Raw genomic sequence first — 13,317 nt, 5'->3', positions numbered from 1 at the left:
TGGTCCGCCGAGGCGGTTTCCCGGTGACCGAGCACCCGAACCACCTGTACCACCTGTACCTCGACCGTATCGAGCTCCGTGCGCTCGCTGAGTTGCTTTGCGAAATCCCCGATCTCGCAGAGGATCTCAGTATCTCGCTGACCAGGCAGTCCCGATTGAGCACTCGCGGTGACTATCGGATGAACCGCAGACCGAGCGAACAACCCCTGCCCTACAACCCCGCCGCCTCTCGGGCCGCCGACGAATTGCACGCGGTACTCGTGTCGTGGGTACGGCTCGTGTGCGAGCAGCGTGGTCTCGACTATGCCGGATCACCGTCCACGCCCGGCCTCGCCCGCTGGCTGGACCGAAACCTCATCGCACTGGCCATGACCGAGGGTGCCGAGGGCGCGCCCGAGGAGATCCGCACGGTGGTGCAGGCCGCACTGGGGATCGTGTGCCCGCCTGCCGCACCGATCGTGCTGGACGAGCAGAAACTCGAGCAGGCGCGGCGGCACCGGCTCAACGCATCCGGGATCGCCACGCTGGCAAAGGAACTCGGCGCCGAGTATCAGGGGCTGACCGTGCGGCGGATCCAAACACTACGCAACGCTGGGAAAATCGCCCCGCTACCCGGGCCATGGGCACCCGGCTGGCCGGAGTTGTACACCGTGGGTGAGGTATTGGACGAACACCTGGCGCATCCGATGCGCCGCCGCGCACCGGCCGCCGTGAATGACTCGAATTGAGTTGCTTCAAAACGTAATTCGGTGCGCGCTCGGCGAAAGAGCGCGAAAAGTTACGGCCATTGCTTATGAAATGAATCACAACATAACTCTCGAATTGCTGGGTACCTGTGACCGGGTGCGCTATTCGCAACGCTCGCGCTCTGCAGTAGCTGGGTCAGCGGCAGGGCATCGGCTGCGGACTCGGCCGAGTGCCGACGAGTGGGGCGTCGAGATGCCGGTATGTGAACGAAGTTCCCGGAGCGGCTGGGAAACCGTAGAAGTAGCGGTCCTGCACCGAAATTGCAGGCATTGTTCCGAAACCCTCGCCGTGCATGACCCGTTATCGATCGGCAATTGACGTCATGCGTCGCGCGTGGCTGACGGGTCGCTAGCCGGGTAAACCCTGTGCTAGAAAACTCTCGATCGATAACCAGCAGGTTGTCGATTCGAGGGACAATTTTTTCAAGGGGAAGATTCTCAGATGAGCAAGATTCGCGTGTTCGGCGTTGTGTTCGCGGCTACCGCAGGCATCATCCTGGCCGGTTCGGGCCTGGCCTCGGCCGGCACCGACTCGGGCTCGGGCACCGGTTCCGCCAAGACCGACACCGCGACCGAGAGCGGTTCGGCCACGATCCTCGGTGACCTCCTCAAGCTGCTGAGCACGGGCTCGGCGGAGGCGTCGTAATACAAGACTCCGATAGGTCCTCGACTCTCATCGAGTGATGGACCTGTTCGCCGGGCAGAGACGATTGCCCCACCTCGCATGAGGTGGGGCAATCGTCGTTTCCGGGTCCTGCGGCCCTCGGTCATCGCTCCGAAATAGCTATCTACCTGCGAAGTTCATTGAATTTTGTATTCAGGGGTTGACATCCTCGGCGCTTTAGGTGAAGCTTTGTGCAGCGCCACAGCTGCGCCTTCTTCCCGAAGTTCGCCGGGAAACTCTGGTACTACCAATCACTTTCACGTTCCGCTATTCCGGCCGCCTGCGTGGCCGGCGTAGCGAATGCATGTGGCATGCCCCCGAAACCTCTTCGAGATCGATGACAAGCGGGCGCGAGCCTGCCACATACCCGCCCTGGTTTCCGCTCCCGTCTCCCGCTGACCCCTTTCTCGCGGTTGCAGACGTGAAGATGCGACCGGGGCGTTTCGCCCCACCCCTGGTACACCCCCTGATCGGGGGTGGGGCTCAAACGTCATACATGGCACGGTGAACCCGCCGGAGCCCGAACCTTTTCGACAACCGAGGTCTGACATGGACAACACCGTCCTGGAGCTGCTCGAACTGGCCGACCACGCCACCCCGGCGGCCCCGCTCACCATCGCCCGGGCCCACGAGTCGATGCGCGTCCACCGCGCCTGCTCCGTCGACCACTGCCGCCGAAAAGCGTTGGCCTTCAACACATTGATTGAAGCAGGTCGCATCGTGCCGGACTCGTCCCGGCGTTATTGACCGACCGGGAGGAGGTGAATCCATGCTCACCATCATCCTCGACCTGCTCGACTTGGCCTGCCGTTTGGCGCCGGTGGTCCTGCCACTCCTGTTGCCGCTCCTCGGCTTGTGACTTCTTCGACTGCGGCCGAGTCGAAAGCGGCGTCATGGCAATACTCCACGGCCAGACCGTCCACTGATACAAGCAGGTGAACCTGCAATAACTCCGTCCCGCTGCCCGACTGCCCGGGAGCGCGAACGGAGTTCGCTAGCATGCGCCGCAGCCTGCTGGTCAAGGCATGCGGCAGCCGTCCTGGTTCGGGATTCTCATCGCGCTGCCTCCGCCCGCTGCGAAATCTCCGCGACCAGTCCGGTCCGACGCTGCCTCAGCAGAATCCTGTCCCATTCACCTTGTGGGGGAGGGGAGTTCGTGATCAGTACGTACGGCGCGAGTTTCCCTGATCTCCCGATTGTCTGAGGTATTTGGTATGGCGGGCCCAATTGTGGAAGCCAATGCGCCGGTGCTCGCACTGACTCGGTTGTTCACCTCCCGAATCGAGTCGATACTGCCCGTCCAGCCGGCCGTCGCTTGGGTCGGTGACCGTGCCGCGACGTTGACGGCAATGGCAGATAAAGCTGGTGCACAACATGATTCGGTGCCGACGCTCGGCCAGCGGACCTACACCTTCGCGGGTATGACACCGACCAGCGCCGCTCAGCTGGTCGGCCGCATCAAGACTCGCGGCGATCTGACGCTCTCGGCGGAGGGCGCCGCACCTTCACCGCGTTCGGCTGCGATTGCGGGTGTGCTGCCGCCGATCTCGCCGCGGCCGAACAGCGAAGGTGGTCGTGGGTCAGGCAATTTCGGCGACACTCCCGCCCCGGCCCCGGCGGAAGAACTCAAACCTGCCGAACAGAATCCGCCAAGGTCGGTATCGCCGCCGCCACCTCGCGATGTGCCGAGCGCACCTGTACCACCGCCCGTGACGCTGGAAGCACCAGCTGCTCCGGAGCTCCCAGAGTCGCCGGAGACGGAGCCGGAACCCGGCGTCGATCCGCCCCGAGCCGATTCGGGCGCTCGGCCGGTAATACCGGACTACCTCGAAGCGCCGACGCCAGGAATCCAATTGGCTCGCGACCCGGACACCATTCCTGGCCCGGTCATCGTCATTCCACAGGTACCGCCACCATTGCCACCGAGCCTGGAGGAGATCATCAAAGACGCGCTCGACGGCATCGGAAAGATGCTGGAGGAGATCGGCAAGCTGCCGAAGAAGCTCCTACTTCGGGCCGTCATCGAGCTGCTGCGCTTGCTCGAAATGCTGCGCGAGCTATTCGGTCCGGCCGAACCGAACGACAACTCCATCGCGCCGCCGAACCCGATGCGGCAGCCGCCTCCCCTCACCATCCCCACACCCCCGCGCACAGCAACCCCGGCGCCGCCAACTCCCACCCCCACCCCGACTCCGACCAGGCCATTGGAGATCGAGCCGACGCTGCCGTCGAAGCCGCCGGCCCAACCGGAGCCATCCCCTGCCCCGACGCCGTTGCCAGAACCGACTCCACCGCCGCAGATAGAACCGACTCTGCCGCCCGAGCCGATCCATCCGCCCGACGTCGAACCGGAACCGCAGGTTGCCCCCGGCCCCCTGCCGGACACGTTGCCCGCACTGCCTCCCGAGGTGCAACCGAATCTTCCGCCCGAAGTTGTGCCTGCCCGGCCGCCGGAGATTTCGCCACCGGACCCGGACGTTTCCGCCGAGCCGGACCCACAGCCGCATCCCGATGTCGCTGCTCCGCCGGATGGGCCTTCATTGCCAGCGGAACCTGATGCGCCATATGTATTCCCACCCCGGGCCGAGCAGTCGGAACCGCCTGCGGCCGAAGGGAACGACGCCGAGTCGCCCAGCGAACCTGCTGGTGGTTTGGATGCCATGCCCACGGTGCGTGAGCTACTGGATACGAACGAGGACGAGCTTCTCGAGATCTTGCGGCGCGGGATGCAGGGCGAATACGGCCGCCCCGACAAGGAGACAGGGAAACGGCTACGCCTCCAGATCGACTATGTGGAGGTGGTGACCGACGAACAGACCGGCAAGCCGATGATCATCGTCTATGCCACGGTCCGCGACCGTAACGGTACCGAGGTCGGCCAAGTTACTCGCGTCTTCACCGAGGACAAGTGGGGCGATTTGGTCGTGACGAACTCCTGGTTCCACCTGGACGAAAATATGCGCGGGGGTGGCTTCTCAACCGACCTTTCCCCGAAGCTCGAGGCATACTATCGTCGGTCGGGGGTTACCGAGATCATCGTGGAAGCCTCCATGAAGGACGGCGGCTGGGCTTGGGCGAAAGCAGGTTTCGACTGGGATAACACCGGCCCGGACAAAGAGCAGCAGAACCGCGCGTCGATGCTGAACCAGATCCGTGCCGTTAGAGATGATCCTGATCTGTCTGCGTCAGACCAGGCTCTGCTCGACGAGCTAGCCGCCAGCTTTACTGGTCCCAGCGACGGGTGGCCGTCCCCCATGTCGGTGAAGGATATGCAAAGTGAGAATTCCGCCCTCAGCGAGAGAATCCTGCGAGGGTCGCACTGGTATGGGGTGAAGTGGTTGTGAGAATGAAGATGCGGTGCAGCAAGGCGATGCAGGAGTTGATCAAGGGGCGTGGCCGTGCGTCCGCCAGGCTGTTCGATGACTTCATTCAGTCTCGCGACCTGGACTGGGCGGATGACTTCTGGTCGGAGCGGGACAAAGCCGACTTCAACGAGCAAGTCCGCGCCCACCTCGACGTGTGGGAGCCCAAGCAGGCCGAACTGCTGGCTGCCGAAGCAGCTTTTCGGGCCGAGCTGTCTGCGACGATCAACGAGGCAGGCCGCAGTCGGGGATTCGAAGCCGTCGGTATCGAGCACCCGGATGATGCTGAGGCGGTGACGATTCCGGACAGCTGGGATGACGCCGTGATCCTGCTGGGTCCGGATGGGATCGAGCGGATGCTGTCGGAGTGGGACGCCGTGCTCGGGGCGGATAGCTTTCCCGCGACCCGTGCGTGGATGCTCGAGCATGGTCTCGGCTGTCGATTGGCCCGAGATGCCGACGGCAATCTCGCCTTGGCGTATGTGTTCGCAGGTAAGTCGGATGATGATCCGCGTGTCGTGTGGTTCGGCTACCTTCCCCGGAACGCCCAACCGGCTCCCGAGCCATTGCCGTCGTACTGGGATGACCTGCCCGACCTGCTCCGCAGGTTCAAAGCAGAGTTGCATTCTGGATTCGTCGGCGGTGGAAACGCGGACGGGCTCACGCGTGAGCTCGAGGGCACTCCAGGCAACTGGATATCTCAACTGTTCGACTGAATTCTCTGGGTCCGGCATCGAGATATGTTGTGCTGGTTGACAATTGACCCAGATTAAGTGAAGATAGTGGCAGCGCCACAGCTGCGCCTTCATCCCGTTTGTCGGGAACTTCTTCCCTCCCCATTGTTTCCGAAGGTCGCTCGACAGCGGCCCCGTCCACCTCGGTGAGCGGGGCCGCCGTCGTTCCGGCAACCGGGATGGGTATTCGTGCAAACCTCCGGAGGATCCCGCACACCATGCAAAACAAGGAAATCGTCGAGTCCGTGACATTCGGCAATCATCAGCCGCCGCCGGAGTACGTGAAAACCGATACCGGGCAGCTGGTCACCCCCGAATTCCTGGCCTTCATCGAACACGCGCTCAGCGGGAAGCTCACCGAATCACGCGAGACCGACGAGCTGGAACCGCAGGTGCGGGAGCTGGCCGAGGAACTGACGGTCATCCACCTGCCCGAATGGCACGATTCGTCCGGCCGCAAACGCGCCGAACCGACGGTGACCAACATCAAGCAGGCGAGCCGAGTTGCCGAGTACCTCGTAAAACGCGGTGTGCGAGTGCATTCCGAGCTCGAGCAGATCCGCTGGGTCGCTACTCCGGGCGGCCCACCGGGCGCCTTCGACATCGGGATGCACATCACCAAGGACGAGCACGGGCAGTGGCCCGCGCCCGATCCGGAGGAGTTCTACGACCTCGACGATATCGAGGTCAAGCAGACCGACGACGGAATGTGGTGTGCCACCCATCCTCGTGGCCTCGCCTTCGAGGGCGCGACCAAGACCGAAGCCTACGCGGGCGTCGTCGAGCAGCTGCGACAGCGCATCGCACAATCCCGCGACCCGCAATAGCCACGAAAGGTGGTAGTGCGATGACCGAACGAATCGTGTACCCCGACATCGAGAAGACACTGGTCGACTATCTCACCACGCAACTCACCGCCGCGTCCGACACCGCGAAAGCCGTTACCCGAGTACCGGATCCGCGACCGACGCGCATGGTACGGGTCACCCGCAACGACCGCAGGCTGCGCCGGGATCGCGAGGATCGCGAGGGGCAGCGTGGCCCGAACCTCATCCTGGACCGTCCGCGCGTCGTCTTGGAATGCACTGACGACGCCGGCACCGCAGCGGGATTGGCCGGCCTGGTCCGCGCCATCCTCGCGAGCGCGGCGCCAGGTTATCTCGGCACTGTTTGGTGCGATCACATCGAAGACGTCGGTGTGGAGAACGACACCGATCCGGAAACCGCCGCCCCGCGGCAGGTGATCGTCGCCGACTTGTTCGTGCGAGGCACCGTCCTCGCCTGACTCCCACTGGGAGCCACAACTGAATAGTCATCCCTGGGCCTGCGCAAATCCCAAGGGAGAAAACAATAATGGCTCTGCCTTCCAGCAAGTACATCGGCGCGGGCACCCCGATCTCCGTCACCGGCGGCGTCCTGGTCGCCGCGCCCAATGCCACGCTGCCCGCCAACGCGTCGGATCCCATCGACCTCGCAGTCTTCAAGGCGCTCGGGTACGTGTCGGAGGACGGCATCGAATCCAAGGGTGAGCGCAAGATCGAGCAGGTCAAGGACTGGAACGCCGACATCATCGCGAATCTGCAGACCGAGCACTCGGTCCGCTTCGGCTTCACCCTGTACGCGGTGTGGGACCGTGACGTGCTGAACGAGGTATTCGGTTCGGGCAACGTCAGCGTCCTCACCGAGGCCGGCCCGACGGCGGGCACCACCTACAAGGTGACCGAGACCGGCACGGTGCTGCCGCGCCGCGCATGGGTGTTCGACATGAAGAACGAGAACAAGAAGCTGCGGATCGTGTTGCCGAACGCCTCGATCTCGCAGGTCACCGAGCGGAAGTTCGTCTCGAAGGAACTTGCCGGTTTCACCCTGACCGTCGAAGCGTTCAAGGACGACACCGGCGTGAAGGCATACCGCTACCTCGACGACGGCGTGCGTACCGCCTGATAAGCCCCCAGTGGCGGCGGGATTCAAACCTATGCGCAGGCCCGCCCGCCGCCGCTGGGCCCTTCGGAACGCCTGCGCACGCCAGTATTGATGAAAGGGTCTGCGAACCAAATGACTACTACGCCAAGCACTGATAGCACCAGCAGGGTCAAGGACGATTTCGTCCGAACAGTGGGTGATGTCGAGGTTCGACTGCCCTCGTTGTCGTACCTGAAGCCGGGCCTGATCCGTCGGATCCGTCGCATGCACGACATCGACGCTATGTACACCCTGATCGAATTGACCGTTTCCGCGGAAGCTTTGGTCGCACTGGACAACATGAATCAGGACGAATACCAGGCACTGCTCGATGAGTGGCGGATCCATTCGGGGGTCGGCCTGGGGGAATCCTGAGCCTCGACGCTCTGCTCGAAGAGCACACCGAGGCTATCGAATACGACCTGATCGCCCTCGGCCTGCGGCTACGCATGCTGGCCACGGACGCCCTCAGCTGGGCCGATCTGAAGGCGATCGTCAAATACGCGCCCCTGGACTCGGCTTTGGCTCGGTCGACCCACGGCCCGGACCATCAATGGCAGCTGACCCAGCACCTGCTCGCCGACGTCGCGGACTCGCTGCGCTGGCTGGTCTGGTCGAAAACCAAAGCGGCACAGGATGGTCGAGACCGCCCCGACCCGATACCCCGCCCCGGCGTGAAACGCGCCGAGCGCATCGGCACCGCTACGAGCATCGCCGAGATGAATGGCTTCCTCACCTGGTAGCGCTGCACGAACTGCGCCGTCATGACCGGCGGCGCGGCTCCCGGCGCACCGACCGGTGTGGTCGGTTTCATCCCTAGCTGTGGGCCGAAAGTATCACCAGCGCAGGATAACGTCGCTGCATCTCGGTGATGACATAGTCCAAGGTGGCTGGCCGGATCTGTAGCGCGGAGATCACGGCTGGACTGTTGCCATAGAACCTGCTCAATGCGGCGAACATCCGGACCGGCAGCGTCGTTCGGGAGCTGACCGCGCCTGGATTGTTCAGCAGAATCGCCAGATGCGGTATGTGACCGATAGTGACGATGTTGACTGCGGAAATTTCCGAAAACGCTATGTGGCCCATCAATCTGTGCTGGATACCGCACGCGTCGATTACCAGCTCTGGTGTGCTCTTCAGCAGATAGACGACTCCCCATGCGGCAGTCGCGGCCCCGGCCAGTAGCGCCATGGGGCCGAGGACGGCTTGCGCGAAGAGTCCGAAGGCATCCGAAGACACCAGCGATAGGCCGACGGCCATCACCACGAGGCCTGCGAGTACGGCAGACAACCTCCGACACCGTGGGGCCGCAGCGAAAACAGTAGGAGGACTGCCGAATTCGCCATCCAGCACGCGCACAGTATATGCAGCCGGTGGCCGCCCATAGTTGTGGTTCGCTGTCAGGATTGGCCGCGCAGCTGGTCGCGTACCGACCAGGGCGGTGGTGTGAGCATCGCGGTGAGTTGCTCTTTGGTGAGTTGGTCGCGGTGTTCGGGGTGGGCTTGCAGGTGGCGGATGGTCGACAGCAGTGAGTTGCCGTTGACTCCCCACATCGGCGAGATGATCTGCCACGGCCCGTTTATCGCGTTGTCCGGTGGTATCCAGCGTGACAGCGGTTTGCTCGAGGTAGGTCGATCGATCATCTCGGCGCGGGGGCAGTGTATCGCGATGGCGGCGTCGGGTGCGTCGAGAACGGCTTCTGCCGCCACGATCGCGTCCCACGGGAATTCCCAGTCGCAGCGATATGTGGATACGCGAAGGGTTTTCGGCCCGAAAGCCAGTCGCCCATGGAGTGCGTATCGGAATGCGGGTAGCACTGCGCCGATGGCCGTGATCGGGAAGAGCACCGATCCCGCAACGATCATCCATGGCTGATGATCGGTGATGCCGATCCACACCATGGTGGAAAACAGTGCTACCAGACAGGCTGTCGCGAACCCGTGTCTAACGGTGAAGAACGGATAGCGGAGTGCGAAAACCCTTGTGTCATCGCCCGACTCGACGATCGGCTGATCCTGAGCCTTCGTGCCGGCGATCACCACGATGCCGAAGCCGGCGATGATGGCGGAAAACAATGCGAAGGTCAGCAATTCCGTGTCCCCGGTCGTCACTATATAGATGAGGGAACCGATGCCCAGCAATATCAATGGCGCCGCTATGAGCAGTGGGCCCATTCCGCGCGTCTCCGGCCAAACGTAGAACCAGCGGTAGCCCGGGGGTGAACCATCCACCCCCGGGGTAGAGGTGTTGCTCATCTCTACTCCATGTTACGCAGTGTCGGCCGATAAGCCGCGGAACGGTCATTGTTGCACAATCCGTGCCGAGTGTCGATTTTTCACAGTTCCGATACGCAGTGTCGGCACGTGCCCGATAGGTTGGAATACAAATGGCACCTTCAGACAGAAACGATCCAGCTGAAAAGGCGCGTACGCAAGCGCTGATAGGAATGCTTACGGGGACTGCCCCTGTGCCCCAGAACAATCCGGCACCCGACCCGAGCGCCGATCTTCCTTATCTCATCATGGGCACGCCTTCGGTTGGGCCGGGAAAATCGGCTACCTTGCCGGGTGGGACCACCGTGGAAAAAGGAAAACCAGGTGATCTGACGCAGACATGGTCGATGCCGGGTAAAGACCCCATCGTAACGAGTAGGCCGCCGACTGCGGTCGACACCATTATTTCACCGCAGACGCCGCAGGAGTCGCCGAGTTTTCTCGGGCTGCCGGATGTCGTCGCGATTGTCAAGAATCCGGAATCGTCCGCACCGAATTCGACCTTGACGCTCCCGTCCGGTGTAACAATGGAAAATCAATCGTATACCGAGGGTAATATTTCGGAGCGGAATACCAAGTTCACCGGCCCCGGAATATCTCCGCTGGAGTACTCTACTTTTTCGATCAAGAACGAGCCGGGCAATGTTCTGGGCTTCGGCACTTCTTATGACTTGGAGATCGGTGCCGATGGTCTGCCGCAACGAGCGACGATCCACGGCTCGGATTCCGCAAAGGAAGTGTTGTTCGGGTCCGATGGTGTCGCAACCGTGGTTCCGCTGGATTCCACCAAGAAGCCTTATGCCGTTACGCTGGTGCCGAACCTCACCGATGTCAAGGTCAACGCCGGAAACGGCGCGATCGTCATGACGGGCGAGGGTCTGCGCACCGGGTACAACCAGGTCTTCACGGGCATGCAGAACGGTGCGACGTGGGCAGATCGCTTGGCGTACCGCCATTTTCCGAATGCGATCGATACTGGTGCGCGGATAACCTCCGACTACACCGTGCCGCGCGCCAATGGGACAAAGTTGCCGCTCGGTGTGGGGCGCCTCAGCGGTCCGATCGCTCTGCTGACTCTACCGCTCGCGATCTGGGGTGATATGAGCTCCGGTGACTCGGCCGAACGTGCTGTTATCCGTGAGTCCACCGGCTTGCTCACCGGCATCGCTGCCTCTGCGGCGGCCGGCGCGGCCATGGGGACGGTGTTCCCTGGAGCCGGTAACCTCGCGGGGCTCGCGGTCGGGGTCACTGCCGGACTGGTGGGTTCGTATCTCGGCTCGAAGGGTGCGGACGCTGTACTCTCACCCGAATTCGGGAAGGAGCCCGACTCTCCGCCACCGTCCTGGTTGTTGCCGGACGACCCGGCCTATCTTCGCCAGTACATCGCCGACATGGAGGCGCAGAGCCCTACCTGGGCCAACGGGTTCCGCCCCTCCCCGAAGACCGACAGCAAGGCCTACGCGCGGTGGAAGGAGTGGGACGATCAGCGGCGAGCCGCCCAGGACAAGCTTGCCGAGATCGAGAAGAACATTCCACGCAAAGCAAATGGTGGATTGGTGCTCGGTCCGGGCACTTCGAAGAGCGACTCGATCCTGTCGTACATCTCCAACGGTGAATTTGTCGTCAACTCGGATGCGACGGCTGAGTTCTTGCCGCTATTGGAGATGCTCAACGCGGGCTGGGTTCCGTCGGCGGAGTCGATGGCCCTGATGTTTCCAGACCTCCTACCTGACTTGAATTCCATGATCGCACCGATGCGGACACCCCCGGTGAAAACGCTGGAGGCGCCGAGGTTTTCGGCCCCGTTGAAGACATTGGAACTGCCAGGCCCCGCCATCGCGCAACCGGGAGATTCCTCCGCTCCTCAATTCAAGCCGTTGCAGATCGATCCGGATGCGGTGCTTGGATCGGGAGTCAAGGGGGCGCTGTCCGGCGCTCAGTCCGGTGCCGCACAGCACGGCCTGGTCGGTGCGCTGACCGGTGGAATCTCCGGCGCTGCTTCGTCTATCGGCGGGACCATCGGGTCGGCTGTCGGCACCGCTATCGGTGCGGGGCTCGGACCGGTCGGCGTGGTGCTCGGTCCGGTGATCGGCCAATTCCTCGGGTCGATGGCTGGTTCGAAGGTGTCGGAGATAGTGACGAAACCGATTGAGTACGTGGCGAATACGGCGAAAGAAGTGATCGGTTCCGGCTTCGGTCTGGTCGATTTGGCCAAAGGTCCCGGCGGTCATACCGCGCGGGGCGATATCTACAACTTCAACGGTATGGACCCGAAGAGCGCCGCCATCGCGGTGGAACGGGTGCACCGGCGGCGGACCCTCGCGCAGCAGCGCGGTGGCGGCCTCGGTCGATGAGAAGAGTGATAGCCCGATATCTGCACATTCAGCGCCGCTACTCCCGCAGCGGATTGTATATCGCGCTGTCAGTTGACCGGCTCCGCATTCCGTTGTGGGGCGGGGAAGGTTACCGGCGCCCACGTGCGTCCGGCATCGTAAGTCGCCGGCAGCGTAGATACTCGCGGGTGGTGCGGGCGCACGGGGTCGCTGATCCATCCCTTCTCTTCAATGATGAATCCGGTTGTTGCCGTGATGAACCCGGGAGCAGGCCGGTAAAGATAGAAGGAGTCTTCGCGGCGTTCGCGAGAAGGCTGGTATGTCTGCATCCAGCTGTGCCCACCGTCGAGTGAGGTGAGCAGGTTCGGCGGGTCTTCGGCGACTAGATCGGTGGTCGTTGCCGCCGACAGGATCGACACTCGCGAAGAGTCGGGCCCATCGAGGTCGGCGAATGTGGCCCCGCCGTCCCGGGAGACCAGCTGGCGATAGCGGTTATGGTCCGGGCCGGACGCACACGTGAGGAATATCTGAGTCTCGGACGGTGCTTGGGCCCTGACCGGGTGCTCATCAGGGCCCGAACACGGCGGCGTCCAGAGTCGGAGTCGGCCATCCACGAGTTCCGCGCCACTCACGGCCCTGATAGGTCGGGGGAACGTGGTTGTACCGGGCGGGACGGGCGCAGGCTGCTCACCGCTGACCCAGAACCATGCGCTGTTTGCGTGGTGTGCCGCCGCGATTTGTGGCGCATCGATATAGTCGTTGATCTCGACGGTCGCGGATTTCGTCCATGCGTCGCGCTCCGCGGAGCCGGTGAAGAGAGCGAGTTCGCCGTCGGCCGTGCCCTCGATGAATCGAGCTGTGCCGCCGGGCAATTCGATACCTGAAATGTCAACGGTATTGGTGCTGCTCCGAGGGCCGCGCCCAACACTGTTGTCTACCGGGCGCCACGTTGCGCCACCGTCCTGTGTGGACCAGAGTGCATCCGGCGTCAATGCCCATCCATGACGAGAGTTCGCGAAGCGCAGGATCTGCGTCTGCTGAGGAATGGTCATCGCAGTAGCGGTACGCCAGGTACGGCCGCCATCGGTTGTGTGCTGTACCGACGCGCAGTGCTGTGTGGACTCACATGGCTCGAGTCGGCCGAGTGTCCATCCTTCGTTCGCGGAGCTGAAGGTGGCCGAAAGCGGATCGAACCGCACAAATCCGGAGGGAGCCCGAATGACAGGGACGACAATCGCCGAAA

14 protein-coding genes are annotated in these 13,317 nt (G+C 62.9%); 11 read left to right on the top strand and 3 right to left on the bottom strand.

Translation table 11 applies throughout. The annotated features are described in order from the left end of the window. Window positions 1-23 precede the first annotated feature (23 nt). The 10 genes from NN4_RS19935 to NN4_RS19890 all read left to right on the top strand — a co-directional run bounded on the left by NN4_RS19935 (window position 24) and on the right by NN4_RS19890 (window position 8,211). Window positions 24-728, top strand: a complete 705-nt coding sequence (locus NN4_RS19935; RefSeq protein WP_147133375.1) for a hypothetical protein — start codon at window positions 24-26, stop codon at window positions 726-728. A 460-nt stretch (window positions 729-1,188) separates the two neighbouring features. Beyond that, the gene (locus NN4_RS19930; protein ID WP_107653267.1) at window positions 1,189-1,392 is read left to right on the top strand and encodes a hypothetical protein; all 204 of its coding nucleotides are present in this window, start codon (window positions 1,189-1,191) and stop codon (window positions 1,390-1,392) included. A gap of 567 nt (window positions 1,393-1,959) precedes the next feature. After that, window positions 1,960-2,157 carry a hypothetical protein gene (locus NN4_RS19925; RefSeq protein WP_147133372.1) on the top strand — a complete coding sequence of 66 codons (198 nt, stop codon included), beginning with the start codon at window positions 1,960-1,962 and terminating at the stop codon, window positions 2,155-2,157. A 1,106-nt stretch (window positions 2,158-3,263) separates the two neighbouring features. Beyond that, on the top strand, window positions 3,264-4,754 hold the full coding sequence (locus NN4_RS19920; protein ID WP_147133369.1) for a hypothetical protein: 1,491 nt from the start codon (window positions 3,264-3,266) through the stop codon (window positions 4,752-4,754). 2 nt (window positions 4,755-4,756) lie between these two features. After that, entirely contained in the window at window positions 4,757-5,488 is a 732-nt protein-coding gene (locus NN4_RS19915) for a hypothetical protein (RefSeq protein WP_147133366.1), read from the top strand. A gap of 236 nt (window positions 5,489-5,724) precedes the next feature. After that, on the top strand, window positions 5,725-6,333 hold the full coding sequence (locus NN4_RS19910) for a hypothetical protein (RefSeq protein WP_147133363.1): 609 nt from the start codon (window positions 5,725-5,727) through the stop codon (window positions 6,331-6,333). A gap of 20 nt (window positions 6,334-6,353) precedes the next feature. Further along, entirely contained in the window at window positions 6,354-6,791 is a 438-nt protein-coding gene (locus tag NN4_RS19905) for a hypothetical protein (protein ID WP_147133360.1), read from the top strand. Window positions 6,792-6,859: 68 nt separating this feature from the next. After that, window positions 6,860-7,450 carry a phage tail tube protein gene (locus tag NN4_RS19900; RefSeq protein WP_147133357.1) on the top strand — a complete coding sequence of 197 codons (591 nt, stop codon included), beginning with the start codon at window positions 6,860-6,862 and terminating at the stop codon, window positions 7,448-7,450. A 111-nt stretch (window positions 7,451-7,561) separates the two neighbouring features. Then, a complete protein-coding gene (locus NN4_RS19895) occupies window positions 7,562-7,843 on the top strand; it encodes a hypothetical protein (protein ID WP_147133354.1) in 282 nt (93 codons plus the stop codon). Next, on the top strand, window positions 7,804-8,211 hold the full coding sequence (locus NN4_RS19890) for a DUF5361 domain-containing protein (protein WP_147133351.1): 408 nt from the start codon (window positions 7,804-7,806) through the stop codon (window positions 8,209-8,211). Before NN4_RS19895 ends, NN4_RS19890 begins: the two co-directional genes overlap by 40 nt. Window positions 8,212-8,284: 73 nt before the next feature. Here NN4_RS19890 and NN4_RS19885 read toward each other — a convergent pair whose 3' ends face one another. After that, entirely contained in the window at window positions 8,285-8,758 is a 474-nt protein-coding gene (locus tag NN4_RS19885; protein WP_147133348.1) for a hypothetical protein, read from the bottom strand. Between the two features lie 110 nt (window positions 8,759-8,868). Continuing rightward, window positions 8,869-9,723: a hypothetical protein gene (locus tag NN4_RS19880; protein ID WP_147133345.1), complete on the bottom strand. Its 855-nt coding sequence runs from the start codon at window positions 9,721-9,723 to the stop codon at window positions 8,869-8,871. 131 nt (window positions 9,724-9,854) lie between these two features. Between NN4_RS19880 and NN4_RS19875 the strand changes: the two genes are divergently transcribed. Beyond that, complete coding sequence (locus NN4_RS19875) at window positions 9,855-12,095, top strand: hypothetical protein (protein WP_147133342.1); 2,241 nt, start codon at window positions 9,855-9,857, stop codon at window positions 12,093-12,095. 68 nt (window positions 12,096-12,163) lie between these two features. On the opposite strand, the gene NN4_RS19870 is transcribed toward NN4_RS19875, so the two are convergent. Continuing rightward, complete coding sequence (locus tag NN4_RS19870; RefSeq protein ID WP_147133339.1) at window positions 12,164-13,126, bottom strand: hypothetical protein; 963 nt, start codon at window positions 13,124-13,126, stop codon at window positions 12,164-12,166. Between the last annotated feature and the right edge of the window lie 191 nt (window positions 13,127-13,317).

It is taken from the genome of Nocardia ninae NBRC 108245 (genome assembly GCF_007990755.1).
GTDB classification, from domain to species: Bacteria; Actinomycetota; Actinomycetes; order Mycobacteriales; family Mycobacteriaceae; genus Nocardia; species Nocardia ninae.
The sequence above is the reverse complement of the archived record's forward strand: the minus strand, read 5'-3'. Positions and strand labels throughout refer to the sequence as shown.

What these genes read in the sequence shown, in the direction of transcription:
- NN4_RS19870 (WP_147133339.1), bottom strand. Translation starts at nt 13,126, where the DNA reads ATGACCATTCCTCAGCAGACGCAGATCCTGCGCTTCGCGAACTCTCGT.
- NN4_RS19880 (WP_147133345.1), bottom strand. Translation starts at nt 9,723, where the DNA reads ATGAGCAACACCTCTACCCCGGGGGTGGATGGTTCACCCCCGGGCTAC.
- NN4_RS19905 (WP_147133360.1), top strand. Translation starts at nt 6,354, where the DNA reads ATGACCGAACGAATCGTGTACCCCGACATCGAGAAGACACTGGTCGAC.
- NN4_RS19910 (WP_147133363.1), top strand. Translation starts at nt 5,725, where the DNA reads ATGCAAAACAAGGAAATCGTCGAGTCCGTGACATTCGGCAATCATCAG.
- NN4_RS19930 (WP_107653267.1), top strand. Translation starts at nt 1,189, where the DNA reads ATGAGCAAGATTCGCGTGTTCGGCGTTGTGTTCGCGGCTACCGCAGGC.
- NN4_RS19925 (WP_147133372.1), top strand. Translation starts at nt 1,960, where the DNA reads ATGGACAACACCGTCCTGGAGCTGCTCGAACTGGCCGACCACGCCACC.
- NN4_RS19915 (WP_147133366.1), top strand. Translation starts at nt 4,757, where the DNA reads ATGAAGATGCGGTGCAGCAAGGCGATGCAGGAGTTGATCAAGGGGCGT.
- NN4_RS19900 (WP_147133357.1), top strand. Translation starts at nt 6,860, where the DNA reads ATGGCTCTGCCTTCCAGCAAGTACATCGGCGCGGGCACCCCGATCTCC.
- NN4_RS19875 (WP_147133342.1), top strand. Translation starts at nt 9,855, where the DNA reads ATGGCACCTTCAGACAGAAACGATCCAGCTGAAAAGGCGCGTACGCAA.
- NN4_RS19895 (WP_147133354.1), top strand. Translation starts at nt 7,562, where the DNA reads ATGACTACTACGCCAAGCACTGATAGCACCAGCAGGGTCAAGGACGAT.